Genomic DNA, 23,618 nt, shown 5'->3' on the forward strand with positions numbered 1-23,618 from the left:
GTCGCCCGTCCGCCCCGTGCTCGTGGGGTGGTCGGGCGACCGGGTGGTCGGGTCAGGCGACGGCTCGGACCGCCGCGAGGACCAGGGCCGCCACCTCGTCCGGGCGGGAGACGGCGATGGCGTGCGAGCCCCGCACCTCGACGGTGGTGGCGCCGAGGCGCTTCGCGGCGGCGCGCTGGGAGTCCGGGTGGATCGCGTTGTCCTCGGTGGCGACGGCGAACCAGGACGGGAGGGTCTTCCACGCCGGCTCGACGGCCAGCGGCTCGGCCAGGGCGCGGGCGGCGATCGGGCGCTGGGTCGCGGCGGCCGTCGCGGTGAACTCCGCAGGCAGGTCGGCGGCGAAGACGCTGGGGAAGGCGTCGCGCCGGATGGTGAACTCGGTGTCGGTGCCCTCGCCGTCGGGGAACTGCTGCGGCGCGAGGGACGTGCCCAGTTCGACCGGCGGGAACGGCTCGACCGAGCCCAGGGCGCTCTCGCCGGTGTCGATGCCGAACGAGGCCACGTAGACCAGGGCCTTCACGTTGGGCGCCTTGGCGCCCGCGTGGGTGATGACCGGGCCGCCGTAGGAGTGGCCGACCAGCACGACGGGCCCGTCGACCTGGCCCGCGACGGCCGCCACGTAGTCGCCGTCATGGGCCAGGCCGCGCAGCGGGTTGCTCACCGCGATCGCGTCCACGCCTTCGGCGCGCAGCCGGTCGATGACCCGGCCCCAGCTGGAGCCGTCCGCGAACGCGCCGTGGACCAGGATCGCGGTGGGGGTGTTGTCGCTCATCGTTCTTCTCCCTCGGTGGTCGGGCTGATGTCACATAAGCTAGTACCCAAGTAACTTGTACACAAGTTACTTGGGTAGTGACCAATGGCACACGTGGCACCATGGGTGTCCGGAGAACGACGAGAGGAGTCCGCGATGGACGTGCCGCCGCTGGAACGGGGATCGGCCGTGGACGACCTGCTGTGCTTCGCCCTCTACGCCGCGTCCCGCGCGGTCACCGCCGCCTACCGGCCCCTGTTGCAGGACCTGGGCCTGACCTACCCGCAGTACCTGGTCATGCTCGCCCTGTGGGACCGGGGCGAGCCGATGCCGGTCAAGGACCTCGGTGACGCCCTGCAGTTGGACTACGGCACCCTGACGCCGCTGCTCAAGCGCCTGGAGGTGGCGGGCCTGGTCACGCGCCGGCGCCGGATGGACGACGAGCGGTCGGTCCTGGTGGGGCTGACCGACGAGGGCCGGGCGCTGCAGGGCTCGACCGGGGGCATCACCACGTCCATCGGGGAGGTGATGGGGCTGCCCGAGGTCGAGGTGGACCGGTTGCGCGAGTCGCTGCGCCACCTGGCGGCCAACGTCGCCGCGCACAACGCGCGCTGATCGCCCGCGCCCGGGACGCCCGCTGTGCGTCCCGGGCCGCGTGTCGTCCGCCGGCGGCGCCGCGCACGGCCCCGTCGGCCGGCGGGCGCCGCGCCCCGAGTGTCACCGGATTTTTCCACAGCGGATGAATCTTGTCCGGTCCTACCGCTTCGCGCACGTGGCGGCGGTCACGGGTCGAGTCCGCCGCGCACGGTCACCGTGGCCTCGATGCTCGCGGCCAGGAACCGCGCCACGACCTCCTTCTCCCGGTCGTCGAACCCGGCCCACGCGGCGGTGAACGCCTCGTTGAGCGGCTCGAAGAACGCGCGCCCCAGGTCGAGCGCCTTGGGGTGCGCGCGCAGTTCGACCTTGCGCCGGTCGTGCGGGCTGCGCGTGCGCTCGACGTGCCCGGACGCCTCCAGTCGGTCCAGGACGGACGTGGTCGCCGACGCGCTCAGGTGCATCGCCTCGGCCAGCTTCCCCGGTGACATCGGCTCGCCGCTCCACCGCGCGTCCATGATCACGGCCAGCGCGTTGAGGTCCGTGCGGTGCATACCCTGCCGGTCGCCGAAGATCTCCGCGAACCGGTCGGTCTCGACCGTGAGCTGCCGGAGCAGCCTGACCAGCGCCGAGTTGTCGACCATCCACCCTCCCGTTAGCATTTCGACGATCGAACTATCCGACTGTCGAAGTACGTAGTCCCGGAGGACATTCTGCCGTGAGCACAAGCCCTTCTCGTGCCCGCTGGTTGCTCCCGGCGCTCGTCGCCGTCGCCTGGCTCGCGCTCGGCGGCGTGTCCGGGCCGTTCGCGGGCAAGCTCAGCGAGGTCTCGACCAACGACAGCTCGGCGTTCCTGCCCGCGTCCGCCGAGGCCACCGAGGTGTCCGAACGGGTGAAGTCGTTCGGCGACACCCGCGGCCTGCCCGCCGTCGTGGTGGCCGAGCGCACCTCCGGCCTCACCCAGGCCGATCGCGACTACCTGGGTGGCCTGGACCTCCCCGGCGAGGCGTCCCCCGTCATCCCGTCGCAGCAGGACGACCAGGCCGCGCAGGTCGTGGTCGTGGTGGACCCGGAGGACCCGGCCGGCGCGGTCGACGAGATCCGCGCCCGGCTCACGTCCCCGCCCGACGGGTTGACGGTGCTGGTCGCCGGTCCCGCCGCGCAGGTCGCGGACCTGAAGGAGGCCTTCGGCGGCATCGACGGACTGCTGCTGCTCGTCGCGGGCGCGGTCGTCGCGGTGATCCTGGTCCTCGTCTACCGCAGCCCGCTGCTGCCGTTCGTCGTGCTGCTGTCCGGCGTGTTCGCGCTGGGCCTCGCGAGCCTCGCCGTGTACCTGCTGGCCGACGGCGGCGTGCTCGACCTCAACGGCCAGAGCCAGGGCATCCTGTTCATCCTCGTGTTCGGCGCGGCCACGGACTACGCGCTGCTGCTCGTGTCGAGGTTCCGCGAGGAGCTGCGCGACACCGAGGACAGGTTCACCGCCATGCGGACGGCGTGGCGGGCCACCATCGAGCCCATCGCCGCCTCCGCGGGCACGGTCGTGCTCGGCGTGCTGTGCCTGCTGTTCAGCGACCTGAACTCGAACAAGGGCCTCGGCCCGGTCGCCGCCATCGGCATCGGCGCGGCGTTCCTCGCCTCGGTCACGTTCCTGCCCGCCGCGCTCGTGCTGCTCGGCCGCTCCGCCTTCTGGCCGCTGCGCCCGAAGCTCGGCTCCCCGCACCCCGAGGCGAGCGGCCTGTGGTCGCGGATCGCGAAGGTGATCTCCGCCCGGCCGCGCGCGACGTGGGTGGTCACCACCCTGGTGCTGCTGGTCGGCGTCGCGTTCGTGCCGCAGCTCCAGGCGTCCGGCACGGCCCAGTCCGACGTGTTCCTCACCGACGTCGACTCGGTCGCCGGCCAGGAGGTGCTGTCGCGGCACTTCCCGGGCGGCACCGGCGCGCCGACCGTCGTGCTGGCCCGCTCCGCGGCGGCGCAGCAGGTGACGGCGGCGGCGCAGGACGTGGACGGCGTGTCGTCGGTGCGGCCCGCCGGCGAGGCGGACGACCTGGTGCGCCTCGACGTGGTGCTGGAGGACCCGGCCGACTCGGAGGCCGCGGTGGCCACCGTGCAGCGGCTGCGCGAGGCCGTGCGCGCGGTGCCCGACGCCGACGCGAAGGTCGGCGGACCCACCGCCACGCAACTGGACACGCAGAACACCTCCGAGCGCGACCGGTTGGTCATCATCCCGATCGTGCTCGTGGTGATCTTCCTGGTGCTGGCGCTGCTGCTGCGGTCGCTGCTCGCGCCGCTGCTGCTGATCGCCACCGTGGTGCTGTCGTTCGGCGCGACCATGGGCGTCTCCGCGCTGGTGTTCAACGGGATCTTCGACTTCCCCGGCGCGGACCCGGTGGTGCCGCTGTTCGGGTTCGTGTTCCTGGTGGCGCTGGGGATCGACTACAACATCTTCCTGATGACGCGGGTGCGCGAGGAGGCGGCCTCGATCGGCACGCGGGAGGGCGTGCTGCGCGGCCTCACCATCACCGGCGGCGTGATCACCTCGGCGGGCGTGGTGCTGGCGGCCACGTTCTCCGCGCTGGCCGTGCTGCCCATCCTGTTCCTCGCGCAGATCGCGTTCATCGTGGCGTTCGGCGTGCTGCTGGACACGTTCGTGGTGCGGTCGCTGCTCGTGCCCGCGCTGGGCGTGGACCTCGGCCGGCGCATCTGGTGGCCGTCGAAGCTGGCCCGCGGGAAGGAGTGACGGTCACGTCTGGGGCCACATCGCGTAGATGAGGTCGTCCTCGCCGACGCACACCACCTGCGGCAGTTGGCCCTCGGGAACCTGGTTGCAGGACATGCCGGCGACGGCCAGCGGCGGCAGGCCGGTCCTCGGGTCCCGGCGCTCGGCGTAGTAGTCGGCCAAGACCGCGCCGGCCTCGTCGCAGCCCAGCCGGCCGGACGGGGTCTCGACCACGACGGCGAGCATGTCCTTGCCGAGCGCACCGGTGAACGGCTGGTCGCAGTACTGGGCCGGCGCACCCTCGTCGATCGCCGGGATCGGCGGGGGCGTCGGCCCGGTGGTGTCCTCCGCCGGGGCGGTCGTGGTGGTGGCAGCGGTGGCCGCGGTAGTGGTGGCCGCGGTAGTGGTGGTGGTCACGGCCGCACCGCCCGTGCCGGTGCCCGTGACGGCGGTGGAACAGCCCGTGGCCAGGGCGAGCAGTGCGACGACGACCGCGATCCTCATGATCGGGATTTCGCCCCGTCCGGGTGATCCGTTACGGGTCGTGTCACAGCGGGCGTGGCCGGGTCGTCCTGGTTGCGGCGAGGTTCCCATGGACGTGAGGACGCATGATGAGGATCGCGGTTGCGGGCGGCACCGGAGTGGTCGGGCGGAAGGTCGTCGAGGAGGTGGCGCGGGCCGGGCACGAGGCCGTCGTGCTCAGCCGCGCGGACGGGGTCGACCTGACCACCGGCGCGGGCCTGGACGCGGCGCTGACCGGGTGCGAGGCGGTGATCGACGTGTCCAACACGGCGGTGTGGACGCGGGAGGAGGCCGAGCGGTTCTTCGGCGACGTCACGACGCACCTGCTCGACGCGTCGGCCCGCGCCGGGGTCCGGCACCTGGTGGTGCTGTCGATCGTCGGCGCGGACGAGGTCGATCTGGACTACTACCACGGCAAGCGCCGCCAGGAGGAGTTGGTCACCGCCGGGCCGGTGCCGTGGACGGTGCTGCGGGCCACCCAGTTCTTCGAGTTCGCCGCCCAGACGCTGGCGAACGCCGAAGGGCCGGTGGCGCGGGTGCCCGCGATGCTGTCGCAGCCGGTGTCCACGGTCGAGGTCGCGGCCCGGCTGGTCGCGTTGGCCGAGGGCGGTCCGCAGGGGTTCGCCACGCCGATCGCCGGTCCCGAGCGGATCACGCTCGCCGACATGGCCCGCCGCCTGGTCGCGCGGCGCGGTGACGCGCTGACCGTCGAGGAGGTCGGGGGCGGACCGGACGGGCTCGCCACCGGTGGCCTCGTGCCGCGGGGCGAGTACCTGGAGGGCGAGCGGACGTTCGACGGGTACCTGGACTCGGTGCGGCCGTGACGGGGCCGGTCGCGGACCGGTAGGCCGAGCTGGCCGCCGAGTACACCCGCGTGCGGCAACGGCTCGTCGGCGTCGCCTACTCGCTCGTCGGCACGGTCGCCGAGGCGCAGGACGTGGTGTCGGACTCCTGGCTGCGCCTGGTCGAGGCGGACGCCCGCGAGCCGGTCCGGGACGTGGAGGCGTGGGCGGTGGTGGCGGTGGCGCGGCGCGCGGTGGACGTGCTGCGCTCCGCCAGGGTGCGGCGCGAGGAGTACGTCGGTCCGTGGCTGCCCGAACCCGTCGTGGACGCCGACCCGGCCGACCGGGTCACCCTCGACGAGAGCGTCAGCTTCGCGCTGATGGTGGTGCTGGAGACGCTGACCCCGGCCGAGCGCACGACGTGGGTGCTGCACGAGGTGTTCGGCCTGCCGTTCCCGGAGATCGCCGCGATCGTCGGCCGCACCCCGGCGGCGGTGCGCCAGCTCGCCGTCCGGGCCCGCGCCCACGTCTCGGCGGGCGCGCCCCGCGTCGACGTGGCCACCGCCGAGCACCGGCACACGACGTCGACGTTCCTGCGCGCGGTGGCCGGCGGCGACCTGTCCGCGCTGCTGACCGTCCTGGACCCGGACGTGGTGCTGACCAGCGACGGCGGCGGCATCCTCGGCGTGGCCCGCCGGCCGGTGCACGGCCCGGACCACGTGGGCCGCTTCCTGCTGGGCGTCCGCCGCAAGATGGCGCAAGGGGAGCGCCTGGTCCCCGTCGTGGTCAACGGCGGCCCCGGGTTCGCGGTGATGACCGGCGCGACGACCCGCTTCGTCGGCGCGGTGACCCTGGCCGGGGGACGCGTGCGGCGCGTGGACATCGTGGTGGCGCCGGCCAAGCTGCCGCCGGTGCTGGAGGTGGATTGACGCAGTTGCTCGACCGGGTCCGCCCGTCCGGTTCGACCGGTGCGTCGACGGGGGTGGTGCCGAGGGGTTGTCCGCCGAGCGGGGCCGTGGGCGGCCTCAGCACGACCCGCTACACGCGGGAGGAGATCGGCGCGGCGCAGGCCGAGTTCGTGGCCTACATGGGCGGCCACGTGGCGGCCAAGCGCGCCGAACCCGGTGACGACATCCTCAGCGAGCTGATCACGAGCACCGACTCCGAGGGCACGGCCATGCCCGACGGCGTGCTGGTGGCCACCGGCATGGCACTCCTGGTCGCCGGGCACGAGACCACCGCGAACATGATCGCCAAGATGGTGGCGGTGCTGCTGGCCGACCGGTCCCGCTGGGAGTCGCTGCTGGCGGACCGGGCGCTGGTGCGCCCCGCCGTGGAGGAGGCGCTGCGGACCGACGTCAACGCCGGGGTCGGCATGCTGCGCTACCTCGACGAGGACTTCGAGGTCGGCGGCACCGTGCTGCCGGCGGGCACGACCGTGGTGTGCAGCATGGCCGCCGCCAACCGCGACGACGCCGCGTTCGAGCGGGCCGGGGAGGTGGACCTGACGCGCAGCCCGAACCCGCACCTGTCCTTCGGCGCCGGCGCGCACTCGTGCCTCGGTCAGGCACTCGCCCGCACCGAGCTCCAGGTCGCGCTCGACGTGCTGCTGCGCCGGTTGCCCGGCCTGCGGCCGGCCGGCCCGGTGGACGGGCTGCGGCCGGTGGAGGGACTGCTCGTCGGCGGCCTGCGGGAACTCCCGGTCACCTGGTGAGCACCGTCCGGGTGCGGGGCACCACCCGCGGCCCCGTGCCCGGACGCGCGGTCCGCCCGAAGTCGGGTCGGTTCGGGTCGGTGAGGCCGCCGTGGTCAGGCCCCGAACCAGTTCGACGCGTCGAGCCGGAAGTGGTCGCCGGGCACCACCGTCCGCAGGCCCCGCTCCAGGTCGCGCAGGCGTCCCTCGCCCAGCGCGTCCGCCCACCGCGCCCGCAGCGACTCCATGACCGCTGCCGACCGGGCGAGCACGTCGTGCCCGCGCGCGGTGAGGCGGACGTGCTTGCGCCGGGCGTCGGCCGGGTCGTCCACCCGCTCGACGTAGCCCAGGCCCGCCAGCCGGTCCACGGTCTTGCCCGCGGCCTGCTTCGACACGCCCAGGCGCCGGCCGAGTTCGCCCGCGGTCACGCCCGCCCCGCCGACGGCCTGGAGCGCGAAGCCGTGGGCCGGGCGCAGGTCGGGGTGGCCCTGTCGCGCCAGTTCGGCGTGCACCTCGTCGATGAACGCCCGGAAGCCCGCGAACAGCAGCAACGGGAGCACGAAGCCGGGAGGGGCCTCGTCCGCCGGATCAGCGCCCATTGTCAAACTCGACAACCTGGTTTACCTTTTCGTCAACCACGTTGACCAGTCTAGGGTGCGGCCCGCCGCGCCACCCACGAGGAGCCCCGTGCGCGAGTCCGTGTTCGTCGACCACACCCCCGAGACCGCCCCGCCCGCCTCCCGCCGGGTGATGGCGGGCGTCGCCGACAGGATGGGCTACCTGCCCGCCCCGGTGGCCCGCCTCGCCGGGTCACCGCAACTGCTCGACGGGTTCCTCGGGATCAGCGCGCGGTTCGAGGCCACCACCCTCGACCCGCTCGCCCGCGAGGTCGTCGTCCTCGCCGTCGCGACCCGCAACGGGTGCGAGGTCTGCGTCGCCCTGCACACCGCCAAGCTGACCGCGCTGGGCGCGGACCCGGACCTGATCGCGGCACTGCGGGAGCGGCGTCCCCTGGCGGACGGGCGGCTGGAGGCCGTCCGGGTGTTCACGCTGGCGGTCCTCGCCACCGCCGGAGCCGTGGCCGACGACGTGCTCGACGCCTTCCTCGCGGCGGGCCACACCGCCCGGAACGCCCTGGAGGTCGTCCTCGGCATCGGCGCCTACACGACGTCCACCCTGGCCAACCGGCTCACCGGGGCGCCGCTGGACGAGCGGCTCGCGCCCTTCGCCTGGCACGGGCACGCGGGCTGAAACCGGGGCGGGGAACTCCGGGAAGACCGCCGCGGTGCGCTGCCACCCGCACCGGGATCGGCACGATCGTGGCGAACGCGCCCGGCGCGACCTCGCCGGCGTCCGGTCGGGATCGGTCCGAGGGGGTGGGGTGGGGTATCGTCGGCTCGCGGGGAACACCTGATGTCGGCACTCGGCCGACGCGGTCCCCGCCGAGTTCCGGTCCCGGTGCTGCACGGCCGGTCGGAGACGGGAGCACCGGCTTGTCGCCGGATCAAACGCTCGTGGGGCACGACCCCCTGCACTTCACGTCGACCGGTGAGCGACGTCCCCCGGTGAACTTCGCCGAGGTGCGCGCCGCCGCGGACCAGGCGGAAGCGGTCCAGCGGACCCGTGCCGCGCACACCGTGGCGGACAACGCGATCGACGTCGACGACTGCCGCGAACTGCTGTCCATGCTCGGGTTGAACTCCCGCGCCAACGCCCGGGTGGGCCGCTCACGCGTGCTGTGACCGGCTCCCGCCCGTCGGCACGTGCCCGGGGCGGACCGGCCTTCGGCCCGGTGTCACGGGTGCGGAGCCGCGCCGATCCGGGACGACGGCGTCCTCCCGGCCGCGAGCGGCCGGGTGTCCACCGGTGAGGTGCGCCGCGGTCAGGCCCCGCCCGAGTCCGCGAGCGGGAACGTCCTGAGAGGACGGTCCGGGGGCGGCCACGCGCCGACGCGCCACTCCATGCGCTCGGCCAGGGCCGCGCGGTCCAGCCGTCGCGGCGCCACCGCCGGCGCACCGGCCCGCCGTGCCGCCGAACCGGCCACCAGGCGGGCGACCGCCTCGGGGTGCGGCACCGGGTCGTCGCCGCCGCGGGTCAGCAGGACCGGCGACTCGCCCGGGTCGGTCTCCACGGACACCGACCAGCCCTGCCGCTCGTCCCACACCAGCATCAGGTCTCGGCCGGGGTGCTCGGGCACCTGCTGGTTCAACGCCAGGTAGGCGGTGATCGTGTCGGTGACCTCGAACGTCGTGCCGTCCGCCGGGACGCCCACCGCGACCGCCACGGCCCGCACGTACTCGCGCAGGGCACGGGTCAGCGCCTGGGTGTGATCGGGGTTCGGGTCGACCGGCCGCGTTGCCGGTTCCTCGCGCTGTGCGGGCACGACGTACAACCTCCGAGCCGGTTGGGTGGGGAGCGGTCGCGCCCCGCCTGCCGCGTTCCGAGCCGCCGGGGGGCGCATCACGGGGTGTGGCCGGCCCTCGGGGTGCCGTCCGGGGCGTCGTCCGGCTCGCGGAAGAGGTCCTTGTACGTGCGCTGCGCGTCGTCACGGGGCCCGCTGCGCTGCTGGGTCGTGTGCGCTTCGGGGTGGCTGAACAGGTCGTTCGCCGCTGTTGCGGTCATGGTTGCCGACTTTCTCCGCACCGTGCGCGCGTTCCCGGCCGAGGCTGTGCTCGGGGCGTGGAGCGCGGGGCGCGAGGGATGTTCGGGTGCGCGAAGGCGCGACCTCGATGGCCCTACCCTACCCCGGACGGACCCGAAAAGCGCGGTGGACGTGTCGGAGAGGACTTCGGCGCGTCACGCGCGGTCCGCGAGCACGCGCCGCACGACCCGCCGGTGCCCCTCGCCGTCCCCGTCCCGCTCCAGCGCCGCCACCAGTGAGACCAGCGCCTTCCACAGCGCCCAGCCGCGCCCGCGCGCCCACGTGGCGGCGTCCAGGTCGAGCGTGCGGCGGAACGCGTCCCGGGCGCCACCGGACAGCGCGGTCCAGGCGATCACCACGTCGCACGCCGGGTCACCCACGCCGGACGTGCCGAAGTCGATGACCGCGCTCAACCGGCCGTCGCGGACCAGCAGGTTGCCGAGGGCGACGTCGCCGTGGAACCAGACGGGGCGGTCTCCCCAGGCCGTCGCGGTGGCCTCGTCCCAGGCCGTGAGCACCTCGTCCCGGGGCACCTCCGCGCCCAGCGCCTCGACGGCGGCGGACAGTTCGTCCCCGTACGCGGTCACCGGCGCGCCGCGGTGGAAGTTGTGCTCGCCCGGTGCGGGGCCGGCGGTCGAGTCGACCCGCCGCAGCGCCACCAGGAACCGCGCGAGGTCGGTGGCGAACGCCGTGGCGTCGCCCGTCCCCGCCACCAGCGCCGGTCGTCCGTCGAGCCACCGGTAGACGGACCACGGGTACGGGTAGCCGTGGCCCGGCACGCCCCGCGCCACCGGGGTGGGCACGGGCAGCGGGAGTTCCGGCGCGAGCACCGGCAGCCAGCGCTGCTCCTTGTCCACCTGCAGGGCGTACCAGTCGCCGCTGGGCAGGCGCACGGTCAGCTCGTCGCCGAGCCGGAAGGTCCGGTTGTCCCAGCCGTCGAGGTCGACCGGCCGCACCGGCAGCCCGGCCCACCTCGGGAACTGGCTGTCCACCAACCGCCGCGCGAGCCGCGCGTCGATCCCGACCGTGCCCTGGTACTCGGGGTATCGCACCGGCCCAGCATCGACGCGCCGCCGCCGGGCCGCACCCGATTTCGGGGCGACCCGGCGGCTGCGCGAGGAACCGTCGTCACTCCCGGCAGGTCTTGCCGCGGTTCACGCACCACACCAGGCGGTTCATGATCCGCTGGTTCATGACGTTGGCGAAGTCGTCGTGGTCGCTGAACGGGTTGTGGCTCTCCTGCGGGAACGAGTCCACCGCGTACTGGCCGTTGACCTGGACGTCGCGGGGGATGTCGTAGGTCAGCGAGATCCGCAGCTGCGGCACGGCCTTGAAGCCCCGCGCGCACTTCCCGGTGGCCGGGTCGGGGTACACGATGTGCGTGCGGTGGTTGGCGCTGTCGGTGTTCCTGCCGTCCCAGCAGCTCGGGAAGTCGTGCAGGCGCTTGACCTTCGAGCCCTCGGGGCAGACCACGTACGTCTGGAGCTGCACCTTGTCCTCGAAGCCGGTGCAGGTCCACGAGGCGCGGGCGTTCGCCGGTCCGTTCGTGGACACCTTGGCGTCGCCGTAGAGGACGCGCAGGAACTTCGGCATCGCGCGGACCTTGCCCACGGGGCTGCCGCGGAAGGTCAGCTCCACCTTCTCCGGGCGCTGGATCTCGCCGAGGTTGCCGGGCAGTTCGTTGGCGTGGTCGGCGTGCGCGCCCGCCTGGGCGTCGGCCGGGTCCTCCTTCTCGCTGTTCTCGGAGCCGTCGCCGATGGGGGAGGGCTGGTCGGGTTGCTTGATGGCGCACGGCGCGAGCGCGCCGAAGTCCACCGGTTGCACGCCGGGTTTGGCGACCGCCTGCGTGAGGCGGTCGAGCGCCTGCTTGCGCTGCTCGGTCAGCGGCCCCAGCACCTCGGCGTCGACCGCGGTCGAGCCGGGCAGCCGCTTCTCGGCGTCCTCGGTGACCTGCTCGACCTGGGCGAGCGCCTCGTCGACCTGCGGCTGCGCCTCCTCGGGCACCTCCTCGTCGATCTTGCTGGCCACGTCGGGGCACTGCACGCGCGGCTCTTCCTTGATCTGCTCGTCGGCCGCCTTCTGCTGCTCCTGCTGCGCCTGGGCCTGCGGGTCGACGGGGTTCGCCACCTCGGCGTCGCCCTTGTCGATGCGCAGCACCGGCCAGAAGTAGGTGGACTTGTCGCCGTTGCGGCACGTGGTGCCCGCCGCGAGCAGGCTCTGGTTGGTCGACTCGGCGTTGGTGGACAGGTTGCCGACGTAGTCGTGCAGGTGCTGCGCGCCGTGCGCGACACCGGGCTGCGCGATGAAGTTGTCGCTGTTGAAGTGGCCGTTCTCGTTGCGGCCGCAGCTCACCGTGAACGTGCCCCGTGACGCCTGGCGCTGCTTCTTCACCGCCTTCACGTTGGGCTGCACCGTGGTGATGTCGACGAACTGCGACTTGTCCACACCGTCGGCGGACGCCGCGTCGTCACCACCCGAGGCAGTGAGCACGACGACGGAGCCGGCGGTGACCACCAGCGCCGCGCCGAGCGTGGCGATCTTCGTCCTGCGGGAGATGCGGTGTCTCCCACCGGTCATCGTCATTTCGATCTCACCTCAGTCGTCCGGCGGTGGGGACGACATCGGTAGGCCGTCCCACGGTGGCATACGGGCGGTGGCGGTACCGCAGCCCAACCGAGTTCGCGGCGTTATCGTTCCGTTACGTTCATGGTGTGCGGGTCGACCCCTGAAACGGGGCCGTGACCAGCGCGGCGGAGCGACTCCTGCCCGGAGGCCGCTCCGCCGTGGTCACCCGATCAGGAGTGGGGACAGGTGTCGCGGTACTCCTCGATCAGGGTGCTGCGGCCCGGTGCCGGGCACAGGAACTGGTCATAGCGGGTGTCGTTGTCGACGAAGCGCTTGAGCCAGGAGATGCTGTACTTCGCCACGGTCGTGTTCGCCGACGTCGGGGCCGAGTGGCTCGCGCTGTTCAGCTCCAGGTACGCCTTGTCCGGCGCGGAGGTGAGGCTGGTGTAGAACGGCTCCGAGTGGGACGAGACCGGGGCCACGCTGTCGCTCTCCGCGCCGATGATCATGGTGGGCACGCGGACCGTGGACCAGGACTTCGTGCCGTGCCACGGGGTCAGCGGGATCGCGGCCTGCAACGCCGGCCGGGTGCGGCTCGCGGCCAGGGAACCGCCGCCGCCCATCGAGTGCCCCATCACCGACAACCGGGTGGCGTCGACGCGGGTGCGCACCGAGCTGGTCCGGGTCAGGTAGTCCAGCGCCGCCAGCAGCTGCGCGCCGCGGCTGTCGGGCTGGTCCAGCGTCGACAGGGTGTCGATGGTGATCACCACGAAGCCCTGGGACGCCAGGCGCGGACCGAACCACGACACGCTCGACTGGGACGCGGTGAAACCGGGGGAGATGGCGACCGCGCCGAACGTGCCCTCGGCCGTGCTGGTCGGGTAGTAGATCGTGCCGCCGCCGAACCCGCTCACCGAGGAGCGGGAGACGGTGGTGGTCGCCGTGGCGAACGGGCCGCGGGCGGCCTCGACGCTCGCCGTGGTGGGTGCCGGACCGCGCTCGTAGGGGTTGGCGACGGCCTGGGCCGGTGCCGAGAGACCGGTCAGGACCAGGGCCATCGCCGGGATCGTGTAGATCACGTTGCGGAGTCGCACTGTGCGGAACACCTCGCTCGTGCAGGGATGCAGGGGATGCAGGGCTCGTGCTTGCGGCGGTGCGGGGCGACCACGACGTTCCGGCACCCGGCCGGGCACGCGCATCGGCACACCTGCCAGTCCCCGGCCCCGCGGACCGCAACACCCCGGTGCGGGCTATCGGTGCATCCACCGCGCGCACACCGGTCGGTCGGCCCTACCGCCGCCGCACGGCACCTGGCAGAAAGGAGGCATGCTGCGCGGACGCGACCGGCAGCGCGTCGCCGTGGACGCGGTGCTCGCCCGCGCCCGCGCCGGCCGGGGCGGCGTGCTGGTGCTGCACGGCGAGGCCGGGTCCGGCCGGACGTCGCTGCTGCGCGCGGCGCGGCACGCGGCGGCGGACTTCACGCCCGACTCGCGGCGCACCCTGCTGTGCGTGGACGACGCGCACCGCCTCGACCTGGACTGGCTGCTCGACGCGCTCCCGGAGCTGGAGGACGAGCCGGTCGCGGTGCTCGTCACCGCCGACCGCCCGCTGCCCGGCCTGCCCGGCGTGGAGGTCGACCCGCTGGACCACGCCACCAGCGTCCGGGTGCTGCGCGACCTGCTCCCCGGCCTGCCAGGGGAGCTGGCGGACGACGTGGCCCGCACGGCGTGCGGCAACCCGCTGGCGCTGGTCGAGCTGGCCAGGTCGCTGACCAGCGCCCAGCTCGGCGGCGCCGAGCCGCCACCGGACGTGCTGCCGCCGGGCAGCACCTCGCGGGCCAGGCTGCGCGCCCGCTTCGACGCCCTCACCCCCGACGCCCGGCGCGCGCTGGGCCTGGTGCTGGTGGACGACGAGCTGGACGTGGACACCCTCGTGCGGCTGCCCGGCCTGCCCGTCGCGGCGGTGCAGGAGGCCGCGGCGCTGATGGACCCGCGCCCGCTCGTGCGGTCCACGCTGGTCGCCGAACTCCCGCTGGCCGAGCGCTACGGGGCGCACGCCGCGCTCGCCGAGTCCCTGCCCGACGGTCCGCGCCGGACGTGGCACCGCGCGGTGCTCGCGGCGGGGCCGCGGGACGGGCAGGCCGACGTGCTGGCCGAGGCCGCCGCGCGGGCCCGCGACCGGGGCGACTTCGCCGCCGCCGCCCGCGACCACCAGCGCGCCGCCACCCTGACCACGGCGCCGGACCTCCGCGCCCGCCGCCTGCTGTCCGCGGCGGCCGACCACTGGCGGCGCGGCCTGCCGCACCGCGCCCGGACGATCCTGCGCGAGGCGGTGCCACTGTCCGACCACGCCGAGCCGCGCGCGCTGGCCGACCTGGTGCGCGGCGGCATCGAGATCGGCAACGGGCTGCCCGACGTGGCCGCGCGCCGGTTGCTTCGCGCCGCCGGCGAACTGGTCGGCGCGAACCGGGGCCTCGCCGTCACCGCCCTGGGTTTCGCGGGCGAGGCCGCGGCCGTCGCGGGCGACCACGTGCTGCACACCGAGATCGCCGGCCTGGCCGTCACCTGGCGCACCGCCGACGAACCCGCCGAGTCCCGGCTCACGCTCGACCACCTGATCGGCACCGCCGCCAGCTACGCCGGGCGGCACGACGAGGCGCTGCCCGCGCTGCGCTCGGTCGTGGAGCTGGCCGAGCACCTGCCCGACGCGAAGTCCAAGATCTGGGGCGGGCACGCGGCCTACGTGCTCGGCGACGCGGCGAAGGCGCACGCGCTGGCCGACCGGGGCGTCACGGCGGCCCGCGAGAGCGGCCTGACCACCCTCGTGCCGTGGGCGCTGACCTACCGCGCGCTGGCCGCGCTCATGGTGGACCAGCACGAACTCGCGCTGACCGCCGCGTTCGAGGGCGTGCACGCCGCGACCGCCGCCGGGCAGCACAACGCCGTCGCCGACCACCTGATGGTGCTCGCCCTGCTCGCCGCCCTGCGCGGTGACGCCGACACCGCCCTGCACCGCATCGACGCCGCCGCCGACCAGGTCCGCCAACGCGGCCTGGGCCGGTCCGGCACCATCGGGGCGTGGGCGTCCACGTGCGTCGACCTGACCCGCGACCGCCCGGCCGACGCGCTGCGCCGCATGCGGACGGCGTCCGTGCGGGGCGTGCACGCGGGCATCCGCGCCCTGGCCGCGCCGGACATCGTGGAGGCCGCCGTCCGCAGCGGCCACCCCGACACCGCGGACCGCGCCCTGCACCGCTACGAGAAGTGGGCGCACAGCACGGGCACCGCGTCCCGGGTGGCCCTCTCGCACCGCTGCCGCGCGCTGATCTCCGACGGTCCCGGCGCCGACGAGCACTTCACCGAGGCGATCCGGCTGCACCAGGTCGGCGGCACCCCGCTGGAACTGGCCAAGACCGAGCTGTTCTACGCCAACCGCCTGCGCCGCAACCGCAAACCGCGCCAGGCGCGCGAACTCCTGCACGACGCCGTCCACCACTTCGAGCACTACGAGGCCGACCACTGGGCCGACCGCGCACGAGCCGAACTCCGCGCCACCGGCGAACCGGCCGAGGGCCCCACCGGCTCCCGGGTGGCCGACCTGACCCCGCAGCAGCGCCAGATCGCCCACCTGGTGGCCGAGGGCGCCACGAACCGCGAGGTGGCCGAACGCCTGTTCCTCAGCAGGCGCACCGTCGAGCACCACCTGCGCAACATCTTCACCCGCCTGGACATCCGGTCCCGGGTGGAGCTGGTCAAGTTCCTGGACTGAGCCCCGCGCACCGGTCGCGCACAGCGACCGCGCACCGGTTCGACAGCCCGTTCACAGGCGCGCCGACTTACCTCGTGGGCGGAGGGTGCGCCGCAGGAGCCGGCCGGGCGCCGGTTCCACTCCGTTCGCGGTGGAGAACACGAAGCCGTTCCCCGGGAACACCGCCACCGCGCGTCTCACCGCTCGGCCTCCGGGATCTCCACCACGAACCGCGCGCCGCCACCCGGCCGCTCGACCACGTGCACGGTGCCGCCGTGCCGCTGCACGTGCTGCGCCACCAGCGCCAGCCCGAGGCCGCTGCCGGTGTCCGCCCCCCGCGACCCCGCCCGCGTGCCGCGGTCGAACCGCTCGAAGATCCGCGTCCGCGCGTCCGGCGCCACGCCCGGCCCCGTGTCGTCGACCTCCAGCACGGCCAGCCCTCCGCGCCGCAGCACGGCCACCCGCACCGCGCCGCCCGCGTGCCGCTCGGCGTTGTCCACCAGGTTGCTCACCACCCGGTCGAGCCGGCGGCGGTCGCCCAGCACGTGCGGCGAGGGCGAGGCCAGCTCCAGCGGCACCGGCGGGCCCTGCCGGGCCGCCAGCACGTTCACCACCAGCGACCCCAGGTCGATCGCCTCCAGCGTCGGGTCGTCCTCCTGGTCGGCCCGCGAGATCTCCAGCAGGTCCACCACCATCCGCGCGAACCGGTCCACCTCGGACGTCAGCAGGTCCACCGCACGGCCCGCCGTGCCCGGGATGTCGGCCCGCCTGCGGCGCAGCACCTCGGACGCGTTCACCATCGTCGTCAACGGCGAGCGCAGCTCGTGGCTGACGTCGCCCGCGAACCGCGCGTCCCGCAGCACCCGCTGCTCCAGCGCGTCCGCCGTCGAGTTGAACGTCGCCGCCAACGGCGTCAGGTCCGGGTCCGTCTGCGCCGGCAACCGCGCCTTGAGGTCGCCGCCCGCGATCCGCGACGCGGCGTTCGTCAGCTGCGTCAACGGCCGCAGCGCCCGCCGACCCGCCCACGACCCGAGCGCCACGCCCAGCAGGCCGCTCGCCACGGTCGCCGCGACCAGCACCGCGCTGAGGAAGCGGAACGTCCGGTCGAGCTGCAGCATCGGCGCGACCTCCACGTACACGCCATCGGCGTTCGTGATCGGCAGCGTCACCGCGTACACCGGCATGTCGCCCACGATCAGCCGCTGCCCGGCGGGCACCCCCGCGCGCCCCAGGTCCAGCAGCTCGCGCGGCAGCACCGCCGGGTCGACCTGCCGGCCCCCGGTGAGCACCTGGCCCGGCCGGAACAGCAGGATCGTCGTGTCCGGACCGGCGGTGAGGCCCTTGAGCAGCTCGTCCAGCCCCTCCGACCCGGTCCGCAGCGACTCGTCGACCAGCCGCACGTTCACCTCGGCCTGGCGCACCGCGCTCTGCTCGCGCTGCCGCAGCATGTACCCGGACGCCAGGTTCCACACGACCAGCGCCAGCACGCTCGTCAGCAGCAGCGACCCGACGCCCAGCACCACCGCGACCCGCCACCGCAGCGAGAACCGGTGCGCCCGGGTCACCCCTCCACGTCCAACCGGTACCCGGCGCCGCGCACGGTCACGACCAGCGCCGGCTCGTCGGGGTTGTGCTCGACCTTGCGCCGCAGCCGGCGGACGTGCACGTCCAGCAGCCGCGTGTCGCCGAAGTAGTCGTAGCCCCACACGCGCTGGAGCAGCTGCTCGCGGGTCACGATCCGCCCCGCCGCCGTGGCCAGCTCCACCAGCAGCCGGAACTCGGTGCGCGTCAGGTGCACCTCGACGCCCGCCCGGTGCACCGAGCCGACGTCCGGCCGGACCTCCAGGTCGCCCGCGCGCAGCACCTCGTCCTGCCGCCCGGGACCGCGCCGCCGCAGCAGGGCGCGGATGCGCGCGGCCAGCACGCTCGCCACCAGCGGTTTGGTCACGTAGTCGTCCGCGCCCGCCTCCAGGCCCGCGATCACGTCGGCGGCGTCCGCGCGCGCCGTGACCACGATGATCGGCAGGTCGCCGCGCGCCCGCAGCGTGCGGCACACCTCCAGGCCGTCCACGCCGGGCAGCACCAGGTCGAGCAGCACCACGTCGGGTTCCCCGTCGTCGAGCAGGACCAGCGCCTCCTCGCCCGACACCGCCTCCCGCACCTCGAAGCCCTCGTCGCCGAGGGCGAGTCCCAACGCCTGCCTGATGTGCTCGTCGTCCTCGACCAGCAGAACCGAGAAGTCCATGACGCCGCCGATCCTCCACCACCGGGACCGCCCGCGCAGCGATCGCAAGGTGATCGCAAGGTTGCCGAACACGGTTTTCAGTCACAGTGGGGGTGCCGTGTGCCGACAATCGGGTCACGCGACCGCGCCGACGCCGGCCCGCTCAGCCCGACCGAGGAAGCCGACCGCCCCGCCGTGACCGCGATCCCCGCCGACCACCACCCCGGTGCGCTGCTCCTGATCTGCGACGACTGCGGCAGGACGCACCTCGGGGACGAACCGGCCACCGCCTGGCACGTGCTGTGGGCGCAGGCCGTCCGGGAGGGCTGGCGGGGTCGTGACCGGGCCGTCGGCCCCCACCACTGCCGTCACTGCACCGGGTGACGTGCGGTCCCGGACCGCTCAGCCGGCGCGGACCCTCGCCCGGACCCCGCGCCGACCGCCGACGTGATCGCGGGCTCCCCCGGAACGGTGCCGATCGTCCACCGCATCAGACCACACCGACCCGTTGTCGAGACGCGGGCCGGTGCGGTAAGGCTGGGTGATGGTGATCAGGGTCCGCGGGTGGGCGCTCCCGCACGGCGAGCACGTCGACCTCTACGCGGACGGCGACCGGTGGACGACCGACCCGGTGCCGGGGGTGGCGCCGGTGGCCGAGGGATGGCTCGTGCCCGGACTGGTCGACGCGCACACCCACCCCGGCGCGGAGGCGCCCGGTGAGGCGCTCGACGACGAGCTGCTGCGCGCGCACCTGCGGCAGCACGTGCGGGCCGGGGTGGCGGTGATCCGCTCACCGGGGCTCGCGGGCGAGCCGCCGCCGTGGTTCGGCACCGATCCCGACGTGCCGCGCGCCTGGCACGCCGGTCCGTGGCTGGTGCAGCACGGGCAGTTCTTCGACGGGTGGGGGCGGCGGGTGGAGCACGCCGAGCTGCCCGCGGTCGCCGCCGCGCAGGCCGCGCGCACCGGGTGGGCGAAGGTCGTGGCGGACTGGGGCGTGGACGACGCCCCCGTGCCCGCCGACGTGCTGACGGCCGTCGTGGAGGCGGTGCGCGCGGTGGGTGGGCGGCTCGCCGTGCACACCCAGCACGCGGCGGGAGGTGCGGCGGCGGTGGTGGCGGGCGTCGACTCCGTGGAGCACGGCATGTGCCTGGACCCCGACCTGCTGCACGACATGGCGGCGCGCGGCACCGCGCTCACCCCGACCCTCTCGGCCATCACCTCGACCCTGGCCACCGTCGTCGACAAGCCGGAGGGCCCGCGCAAGCGCTGGTACGTGGACGGCGCGACCGCCCACGCCCCTCTGACCGCCGCGGCCGCCGAGGCGGGCGTCCTGGTCCTGGCCGGGACGGACTCCGCACCGCACGGCCGGGTGGCGGACGAAGTCCTGGCCCTGGCCGCGGCCGGCGTGCACCCCCACACCGCCCTGGCCGCCGCCTCCTGGGCAGCCCGCGCCTACCTGGGGCTGCCCGGCCTGGAACCGGGCGCTCCCGCCGACGCCGCCGTCTACGCCGAGGACCCGCGCACAGACCTCCGCGCCCTGTCCCACCCCGAAGCCGTGATCCTCAGGGGCCGCCTGGTCCACCGCTCCTGAACGCAGAACTCACCGCACCTGAACGTAGAACTCACCGCCCCCCGACGTACGACTCGCGCGACCTGGACGTACGACTCGCGCGAGTCGTACGTCCGGGAGAGGTGAGTCGTACGTTCAGGTCGCGCGAGTCCAACGTTCAGGTCGCGCGAGTCGTACGTCCGGGGGCGGTGAGTTCTACGTTCGGGGGGTGGGTGGCCCAGTCGGGGGCTTCGGCCAGCAGGTCCTCCGGGGCGGACAGGCGCCACGCCTCGAAGACCAGCTCGGACAGCTCGACCGGGTCCACGCCGTCCAGGCGCACCACGACCCAGCCGAACCCACCCGCCGTGAACTGCTCCTCGAACACGTCCGGCCGCTCGGCGACCAGGGCCCGCTGCTCGGACAGCGTCTGCTTGAGACCCACGGTGTCCGTGCGCGGCCAGTAGTAGCCGAACCGCTTGCCGCGCACGGTGAACGTCGTGTACTGGTCGCCCGTCGACCGCCCCACCTCGACGAGCGCGTCCACGACGCGGAAGAACTCATCAGCACGCACAGCCACCGCAGCCCCCGGTCGGTCCAAGGCCCAGGAGTATAGGTCGACGGCCCCGTGACAGGATTCGGCGGCCGACCGCCCGGAAGTGCCTCCGTTCGGATGTATCCAGGGCACGTTCGGCGCATCCGGATATCCGTGTGAACCGTTCCGGGTCACCGCACGTGTGGGAGGCGTACACCGATGATCGTCGTGAAGGGGTCGGCCCGGGGATGAGCAGCGCAGAGCAGAACCGCGCGGAGCGGACGAGGCTGATCCGGATGCCTCAGCGCCCGGACCAGCCTCGACCTGACCAGCCTCGACCTGACCAGCCTCGACCTGACCAGCCTCGACCTGACCAGCAGCGCGTCGACACCCCGGTGGCGGCCCCGGCCACCCCGGCGGCCGACTGGGCCACGGGCCTGTTCAAGAAGCTCGACCCGCTGCCCAGCGGGCGCAAGCCGCTGCGCGTGGACGTGGTGGGCGGCGGCCCGGTCGGGTTGTCGTTCGCGTGCACGCTGCGGGCGATGATGGGTGACCAGGTGGTGATCCGCATCCACGACCGGCGGTGGAAGCGGCAGGGCAACAAGGTGGTGTGGTTGGGGCAGGCGGAGGGCAACTTCCGGCGTGAGCAGGTCGTGACGTTGCAGAGCAACGTGTGGTCGACCCTGCCGCACCTGGTGCGGGAGCGTTTGTTCGTCGACGGTCGGTTCGCCGAGATGTGGCCGTTGGGTCCGGACTCGCCGGAGGGGAAGGGCCGGCCGCGCAACATCAAGATCCGGTGGATCGAGGACGCGCTGCTGGAGATGGCGCAGGAGTTGTACGACATCGAGCTGGTCCCGGGCCGCTACGAGGTGCCCGAGGGGTTCGGGGGGACGCACATCCTGGTGGTGGCGGACGGGGCGAACTCGCCGACCCGTGCGGCGTTGAAGGAGCACTTCGGCACGCCGGACCGCAATTTCTACTCGGTGGACGGCGAGCAGTTGGTGGAGACGGTGCTGGGCATCCGGGTGCGGGGGAACTTCCCGGACGAGCACACGGTGCCGTTGACGGTGGGGCAGAACCGGTACCTGTTCAACTCGTTGGGCGGCGGGTTCATCAACATGCGGTTGACCGCCGAGGAGGCCTCGGAGATCGTCGCGATCGGGGAGAACGCGCCGGTGGACTGCATCCGCACGTACCGGTGCATGATGCTGCCGCGTGGTGACCGGTTCGTGTGCGACCGGCACCGGGCGATCTTCAAGCCGTCGGTGGACCGCCTGTCGTTCCTGTGGCCGCGCATCCTGGACGGGGCGCGGTTGTTCGGTGCGGGTCCGCGGGACATCCTGGGGATCACGATGTTCAACCTGTCGATGACGCAGAACGCGCGGTTCACCGCGCAGTTGGGTCCGTCGACGTTCGGGTTCCTGATCGGCGACGCGGCGAACTCGTTGCACTTCTGGCCCGGGCGGGGGCTGAACACGGGGGTGAAGAGCGCGTTGTCGTTGGCGGGCACGCTGCGCTCGAAGTGGCAGGGCAGGCAGTTCCGGTCCTCGGACTTCTCCGCGCACGAGGGCCTGATGCAGCAGTTGCAGTACCGGGAGAAGTCACGGGCCTGGACGACCATGGTGATGCCCGACGAGACCGGCATGCCGAGGTTGATCGAGGACCGGCTGCGCGACGGCCTGGAGGGGCCGTTCGACCGGGCGGCGCTGACGGCGCAGCTGTGGGGCCGCATCAAGGAGGTCAAGGCGCGGCTCGTGGGCCGGATGGGGCCGATGCCGGCGGACGAGTGGTACCTGGAGCGCATCAACGGCCTGCACGTGAAGACGCTCAAGCAGTTGGTCGAGTCCGGTCAGTGGATCACCCGCGAGATCGGCGGCGACGAGATCTCGGTCGATGTCGACTACGCCGAATCCGACCTGGTGGCCGTGCTGCCCGCCGACGCCCCGGTCGCGGCGGTCCCCGTCGCGGCGGCGCCGGTGGTGCTGACGGCGCAACCGCTGGTGGAGCAGGTGGACCAGGACCAGACGGTCATGAGGTCGATGCGCGACGTGCTGCCGCTCGACCGCCCGGTCCGGCCCAGCGGCGCGCCCCGCTGAGCCGATCCGGTGGGGCGCGCACGCCGCGCCCCCACCGGTAACGACGCGCCCGCGTCGATCGACGTCCCCGGTGGGGCGACGAGGGGGGAGTCCGGGTGAAAGCGCTCTTCGTGCGGCTCTACCGGTTCACCGGGGTGCGCGGTCTGGTCGTGCTGGGCGGCGGGCTGCTGGTGGGCGCGGCCCTGCTGTCGCTCGGCGGGCTGGAGGCGGTCGCCCGCAGCGGACCGGTGCTGGGCATGGCGCTCGCCGGCCTGGTCATGATCCTCGTCGGCGCCACCCGGTACACCCGATCGTCGGCGACCCTGCGGCACGACGAGTACCTGCCCGGCCTGCTGGACTCGGGCCGGGACTTCTGCCTCGTGCTGCGCCCCTTCGGCCGGGACGGTCAGGTCGTGCTGCCCAAGGCGATGGGCCGCAAGCAGCGCGTCGGAGGTCAGCCGTTCACCCGGAACGCGACCATCGAACAGGTCGTCACCACCGCCGCCCGCTCCGCGCTCGACCTGCCCACCTGCGGCATCGTCGACCAGCGGACCGCGTTCGCCCCGCCCGGCCCGGTCCTGGTGCGCGCAGGGGACGACGAGTGGCAGACCGTGGCGCTGCGCCTGATCCGGCACGCCCGCGTCATCGTGCTGGTGCTGCCGCCGGACCGCGACTTCGGCGAGGGCTTCGCCTGGGAGGTCCGCCAGATCGCCCGCCGGCAGCTCCGGTCGCGCGTCGTCATCGTCCTGCCGCCGCCCGACCAGGACGAGTACGCCCACCGCGCCGCCCTGGGCCGGGCGGCGACCCTGCTGGCGCTGCTGGAGGGCACGGGACTGGAGGAGGAGGTCGAACCCTTCCGCATCCACGAGCACGAACTGAACCTGCCCGCCACCACGATCGTCGTCCACTGCCGCGACGACGTCGGCGGGTACCGCGCGTGGGAGACGGTGGAGCCGCCGCCCAGCCGCACCGCGATCGGCACGAAGCGCAAGTCGATGACGACCGACGCCACCTACCTGGGCGCGTTGACCGAGGCGTTCCGCGAAATCGACCACGACGGCTGACCGACCCCCCGACCGCCGCCGCCCCGACCACCGCCGCGCCGGCCCGTTCGCGCAGCAGGCCCGCTACCGCGTCCAGGCGCGGCAGCACGTCGTGAGGTTCGCGGACCCACCGGATGGGGCCCTCGGCGGTGACGCTCGGCGGCAGCGGCAGGTACGCGCCGCG

The 23,618-nt window shown here is 73.9% G+C and carries 23 protein-coding genes and 1 pseudogene; 12 read left to right on the forward strand and 12 right to left on the reverse strand.

Annotated features, from left to right (window positions below; translation table 11 throughout):
* Positions 1-52 precede the first annotated feature (52 nt).
* Positions 53-772, reverse strand: coding sequence for an alpha/beta fold hydrolase (locus J2S66_RS07185; RefSeq protein WP_310305325.1), 720 nt, complete (start codon positions 770-772; stop codon positions 53-55).
* Between the two features lie 135 nt (positions 773-907).
* Here J2S66_RS07185 and J2S66_RS07190 point away from each other — a divergent pair, with 135 nt between their 5' ends.
* On the forward strand, positions 908-1,366 hold the full coding sequence (locus J2S66_RS07190) for a MarR family winged helix-turn-helix transcriptional regulator (RefSeq protein ID WP_310305327.1): 459 nt from the start codon (positions 908-910) through the stop codon (positions 1,364-1,366).
* A gap of 167 nt (positions 1,367-1,533) precedes the next feature.
* Here J2S66_RS07190 and J2S66_RS07195 read toward each other — a convergent pair whose 3' ends face one another.
* Positions 1,534-1,989 carry a MarR family winged helix-turn-helix transcriptional regulator gene (locus J2S66_RS07195; protein ID WP_310305328.1) on the reverse strand — a complete coding sequence of 152 codons (456 nt, stop codon included), beginning with the start codon at positions 1,987-1,989 and terminating at the stop codon, positions 1,534-1,536.
* A 74-nt stretch (positions 1,990-2,063) separates the two neighbouring features.
* Between J2S66_RS07195 and J2S66_RS07200 the strand changes: the two genes are divergently transcribed.
* Positions 2,064-4,082, forward strand: coding sequence for an MMPL family transporter (locus J2S66_RS07200; RefSeq protein WP_310305330.1), 2,019 nt, complete (start codon positions 2,064-2,066; stop codon positions 4,080-4,082).
* A 3-nt stretch (positions 4,083-4,085) separates the two neighbouring features.
* On the opposite strand, the gene J2S66_RS07205 is transcribed toward J2S66_RS07200, so the two are convergent.
* Positions 4,086-4,565 (reverse strand): hypothetical protein, encoded by a 480-nt coding sequence (locus J2S66_RS07205; RefSeq protein ID WP_310305332.1) that lies wholly within the window; start codon positions 4,563-4,565, stop codon positions 4,086-4,088.
* Between the two features lie 107 nt (positions 4,566-4,672).
* On the opposite strand from J2S66_RS07205, the gene J2S66_RS07210 reads away from it, so the two are divergent.
* The 3 genes and pseudogenes from J2S66_RS07210 to J2S66_RS07220 all read left to right on the forward strand — a co-directional run.
* Entirely contained in the window at positions 4,673-5,407 is a 735-nt protein-coding gene (locus J2S66_RS07210; protein WP_310305334.1) for an SDR family oxidoreductase, read from the forward strand.
* A gap of 29 nt (positions 5,408-5,436) precedes the next feature.
* On the forward strand, positions 5,437-6,294 hold the full coding sequence (gene sigJ / locus J2S66_RS07215) for an RNA polymerase sigma factor SigJ (protein ID WP_310314704.1): 858 nt from the start codon (positions 5,437-5,439) through the stop codon (positions 6,292-6,294).
* Between the two features lie 95 nt (positions 6,295-6,389).
* Positions 6,390-7,079, forward strand: a pseudogene (locus tag J2S66_RS07220) (cytochrome P450); the annotation flags it as partial.
* 95 nt (positions 7,080-7,174) lie between these two features.
* On the opposite strand, the gene J2S66_RS07225 reads toward J2S66_RS07220, so the two are convergent.
* A complete protein-coding gene (locus tag J2S66_RS07225; RefSeq protein WP_310305336.1) occupies positions 7,175-7,657 on the reverse strand; it encodes a MarR family winged helix-turn-helix transcriptional regulator in 483 nt (160 codons plus the stop codon).
* A gap of 100 nt (positions 7,658-7,757) precedes the next feature.
* Between J2S66_RS07225 and J2S66_RS07230 the strand changes: the two genes are divergently transcribed.
* The gene (locus J2S66_RS07230; protein ID WP_310314707.1) at positions 7,758-8,309 is read left to right on the forward strand and encodes a carboxymuconolactone decarboxylase family protein; all 552 of its coding nucleotides are present in this window, start codon (positions 7,758-7,760) and stop codon (positions 8,307-8,309) included.
* Positions 8,310-8,572: 263 nt separating this feature from the next.
* Positions 8,573-8,800 (forward strand): hypothetical protein, encoded by a 228-nt coding sequence (locus J2S66_RS07235; protein ID WP_310305338.1) that lies wholly within the window; start codon positions 8,573-8,575, stop codon positions 8,798-8,800.
* 140 nt (positions 8,801-8,940) lie between these two features.
* Here the strand turns inward: J2S66_RS07235 and J2S66_RS07240 are convergent, their stop codons facing one another.
* From J2S66_RS07240 to J2S66_RS07260, 5 genes are all read right to left on the reverse strand, one after another.
* Complete coding sequence (locus J2S66_RS07240; protein ID WP_310305339.1) at positions 8,941-9,441, reverse strand: DUF6292 family protein; 501 nt, start codon at positions 9,439-9,441, stop codon at positions 8,941-8,943.
* A 77-nt stretch (positions 9,442-9,518) separates the two neighbouring features.
* Positions 9,519-9,680: a hypothetical protein gene (locus J2S66_RS07245; RefSeq protein ID WP_310305342.1), complete on the reverse strand. Its 162-nt coding sequence runs from the start codon at positions 9,678-9,680 to the stop codon at positions 9,519-9,521.
* A 174-nt stretch (positions 9,681-9,854) separates the two neighbouring features.
* Positions 9,855-10,751 carry an aminoglycoside phosphotransferase family protein gene (locus J2S66_RS07250; RefSeq protein WP_310305344.1) on the reverse strand — a complete coding sequence of 299 codons (897 nt, stop codon included), beginning with the start codon at positions 10,749-10,751 and terminating at the stop codon, positions 9,855-9,857.
* Between the two features lie 76 nt (positions 10,752-10,827).
* Entirely contained in the window at positions 10,828-12,282 is a 1,455-nt protein-coding gene (locus tag J2S66_RS07255) for a DUF1996 domain-containing protein (protein WP_310305345.1), read from the reverse strand.
* A 212-nt stretch (positions 12,283-12,494) separates the two neighbouring features.
* A complete protein-coding gene (locus J2S66_RS07260; RefSeq protein WP_310314710.1) occupies positions 12,495-13,322 on the reverse strand; it encodes a poly(ethylene terephthalate) hydrolase family protein in 828 nt (275 codons plus the stop codon).
* A 268-nt stretch (positions 13,323-13,590) separates the two neighbouring features.
* Here J2S66_RS07260 and J2S66_RS07265 point away from each other — a divergent pair, with 268 nt between their 5' ends.
* Positions 13,591-16,032 carry a helix-turn-helix transcriptional regulator gene (locus J2S66_RS07265; protein WP_310305347.1) on the forward strand — a complete coding sequence of 814 codons (2,442 nt, stop codon included), beginning with the start codon at positions 13,591-13,593 and terminating at the stop codon, positions 16,030-16,032.
* Positions 16,033-16,208: 176 nt separating this feature from the next.
* Here the strand turns inward: J2S66_RS07265 and J2S66_RS07270 are convergent, their stop codons facing one another.
* Both J2S66_RS07270 and J2S66_RS07275 read right to left on the reverse strand, forming a co-directional pair.
* Positions 16,209-17,576: a sensor histidine kinase gene (locus tag J2S66_RS07270; RefSeq protein WP_310305351.1), complete on the reverse strand. Its 1,368-nt coding sequence runs from the start codon at positions 17,574-17,576 to the stop codon at positions 16,209-16,211.
* Complete coding sequence (locus J2S66_RS07275; protein WP_310305353.1) at positions 17,573-18,256, reverse strand: response regulator; 684 nt, start codon at positions 18,254-18,256, stop codon at positions 17,573-17,575. The genes J2S66_RS07270 and J2S66_RS07275 overlap by 4 nt, the downstream gene beginning before the upstream one ends.
* Positions 18,257-18,355: 99 nt before the next feature.
* Here J2S66_RS07275 and J2S66_RS07280 point away from each other — a divergent pair, with 99 nt between their 5' ends.
* Both J2S66_RS07280 and J2S66_RS07285 read left to right on the forward strand, forming a co-directional pair.
* A complete protein-coding gene (locus J2S66_RS07280) occupies positions 18,356-18,619 on the forward strand; it encodes a hypothetical protein (RefSeq protein WP_310305355.1) in 264 nt (87 codons plus the stop codon).
* 160 nt (positions 18,620-18,779) lie between these two features.
* Entirely contained in the window at positions 18,780-19,826 is a 1,047-nt protein-coding gene (locus J2S66_RS07285) for an amidohydrolase family protein (RefSeq protein ID WP_310305357.1), read from the forward strand.
* 136 nt (positions 19,827-19,962) lie between these two features.
* On the opposite strand, the gene J2S66_RS07290 is transcribed toward J2S66_RS07285, so the two are convergent.
* Positions 19,963-20,361: an MmcQ/YjbR family DNA-binding protein gene (locus J2S66_RS07290; RefSeq protein ID WP_310305358.1), complete on the reverse strand. Its 399-nt coding sequence runs from the start codon at positions 20,359-20,361 to the stop codon at positions 19,963-19,965.
* Positions 20,362-20,711: 350 nt separating this feature from the next.
* Here J2S66_RS07290 and J2S66_RS07295 point away from each other — a divergent pair, with 350 nt between their 5' ends.
* Positions 20,712-22,412: a hypothetical protein gene (locus J2S66_RS07295; protein ID WP_310305360.1), complete on the forward strand. Its 1,701-nt coding sequence runs from the start codon at positions 20,712-20,714 to the stop codon at positions 22,410-22,412.
* Between the two features lie 95 nt (positions 22,413-22,507).
* Positions 22,508-23,455, forward strand: coding sequence for a hypothetical protein (locus J2S66_RS07300; protein WP_310305362.1), 948 nt, complete (start codon positions 22,508-22,510; stop codon positions 23,453-23,455).
* Positions 23,456-23,618 lie beyond the last annotated feature (163 nt).

The organism is Saccharothrix longispora (assembly GCF_031455225.1).
GTDB classification, from domain to species: domain Bacteria; phylum Actinomycetota; class Actinomycetes; order Mycobacteriales; family Pseudonocardiaceae; genus Actinosynnema; species Actinosynnema longispora.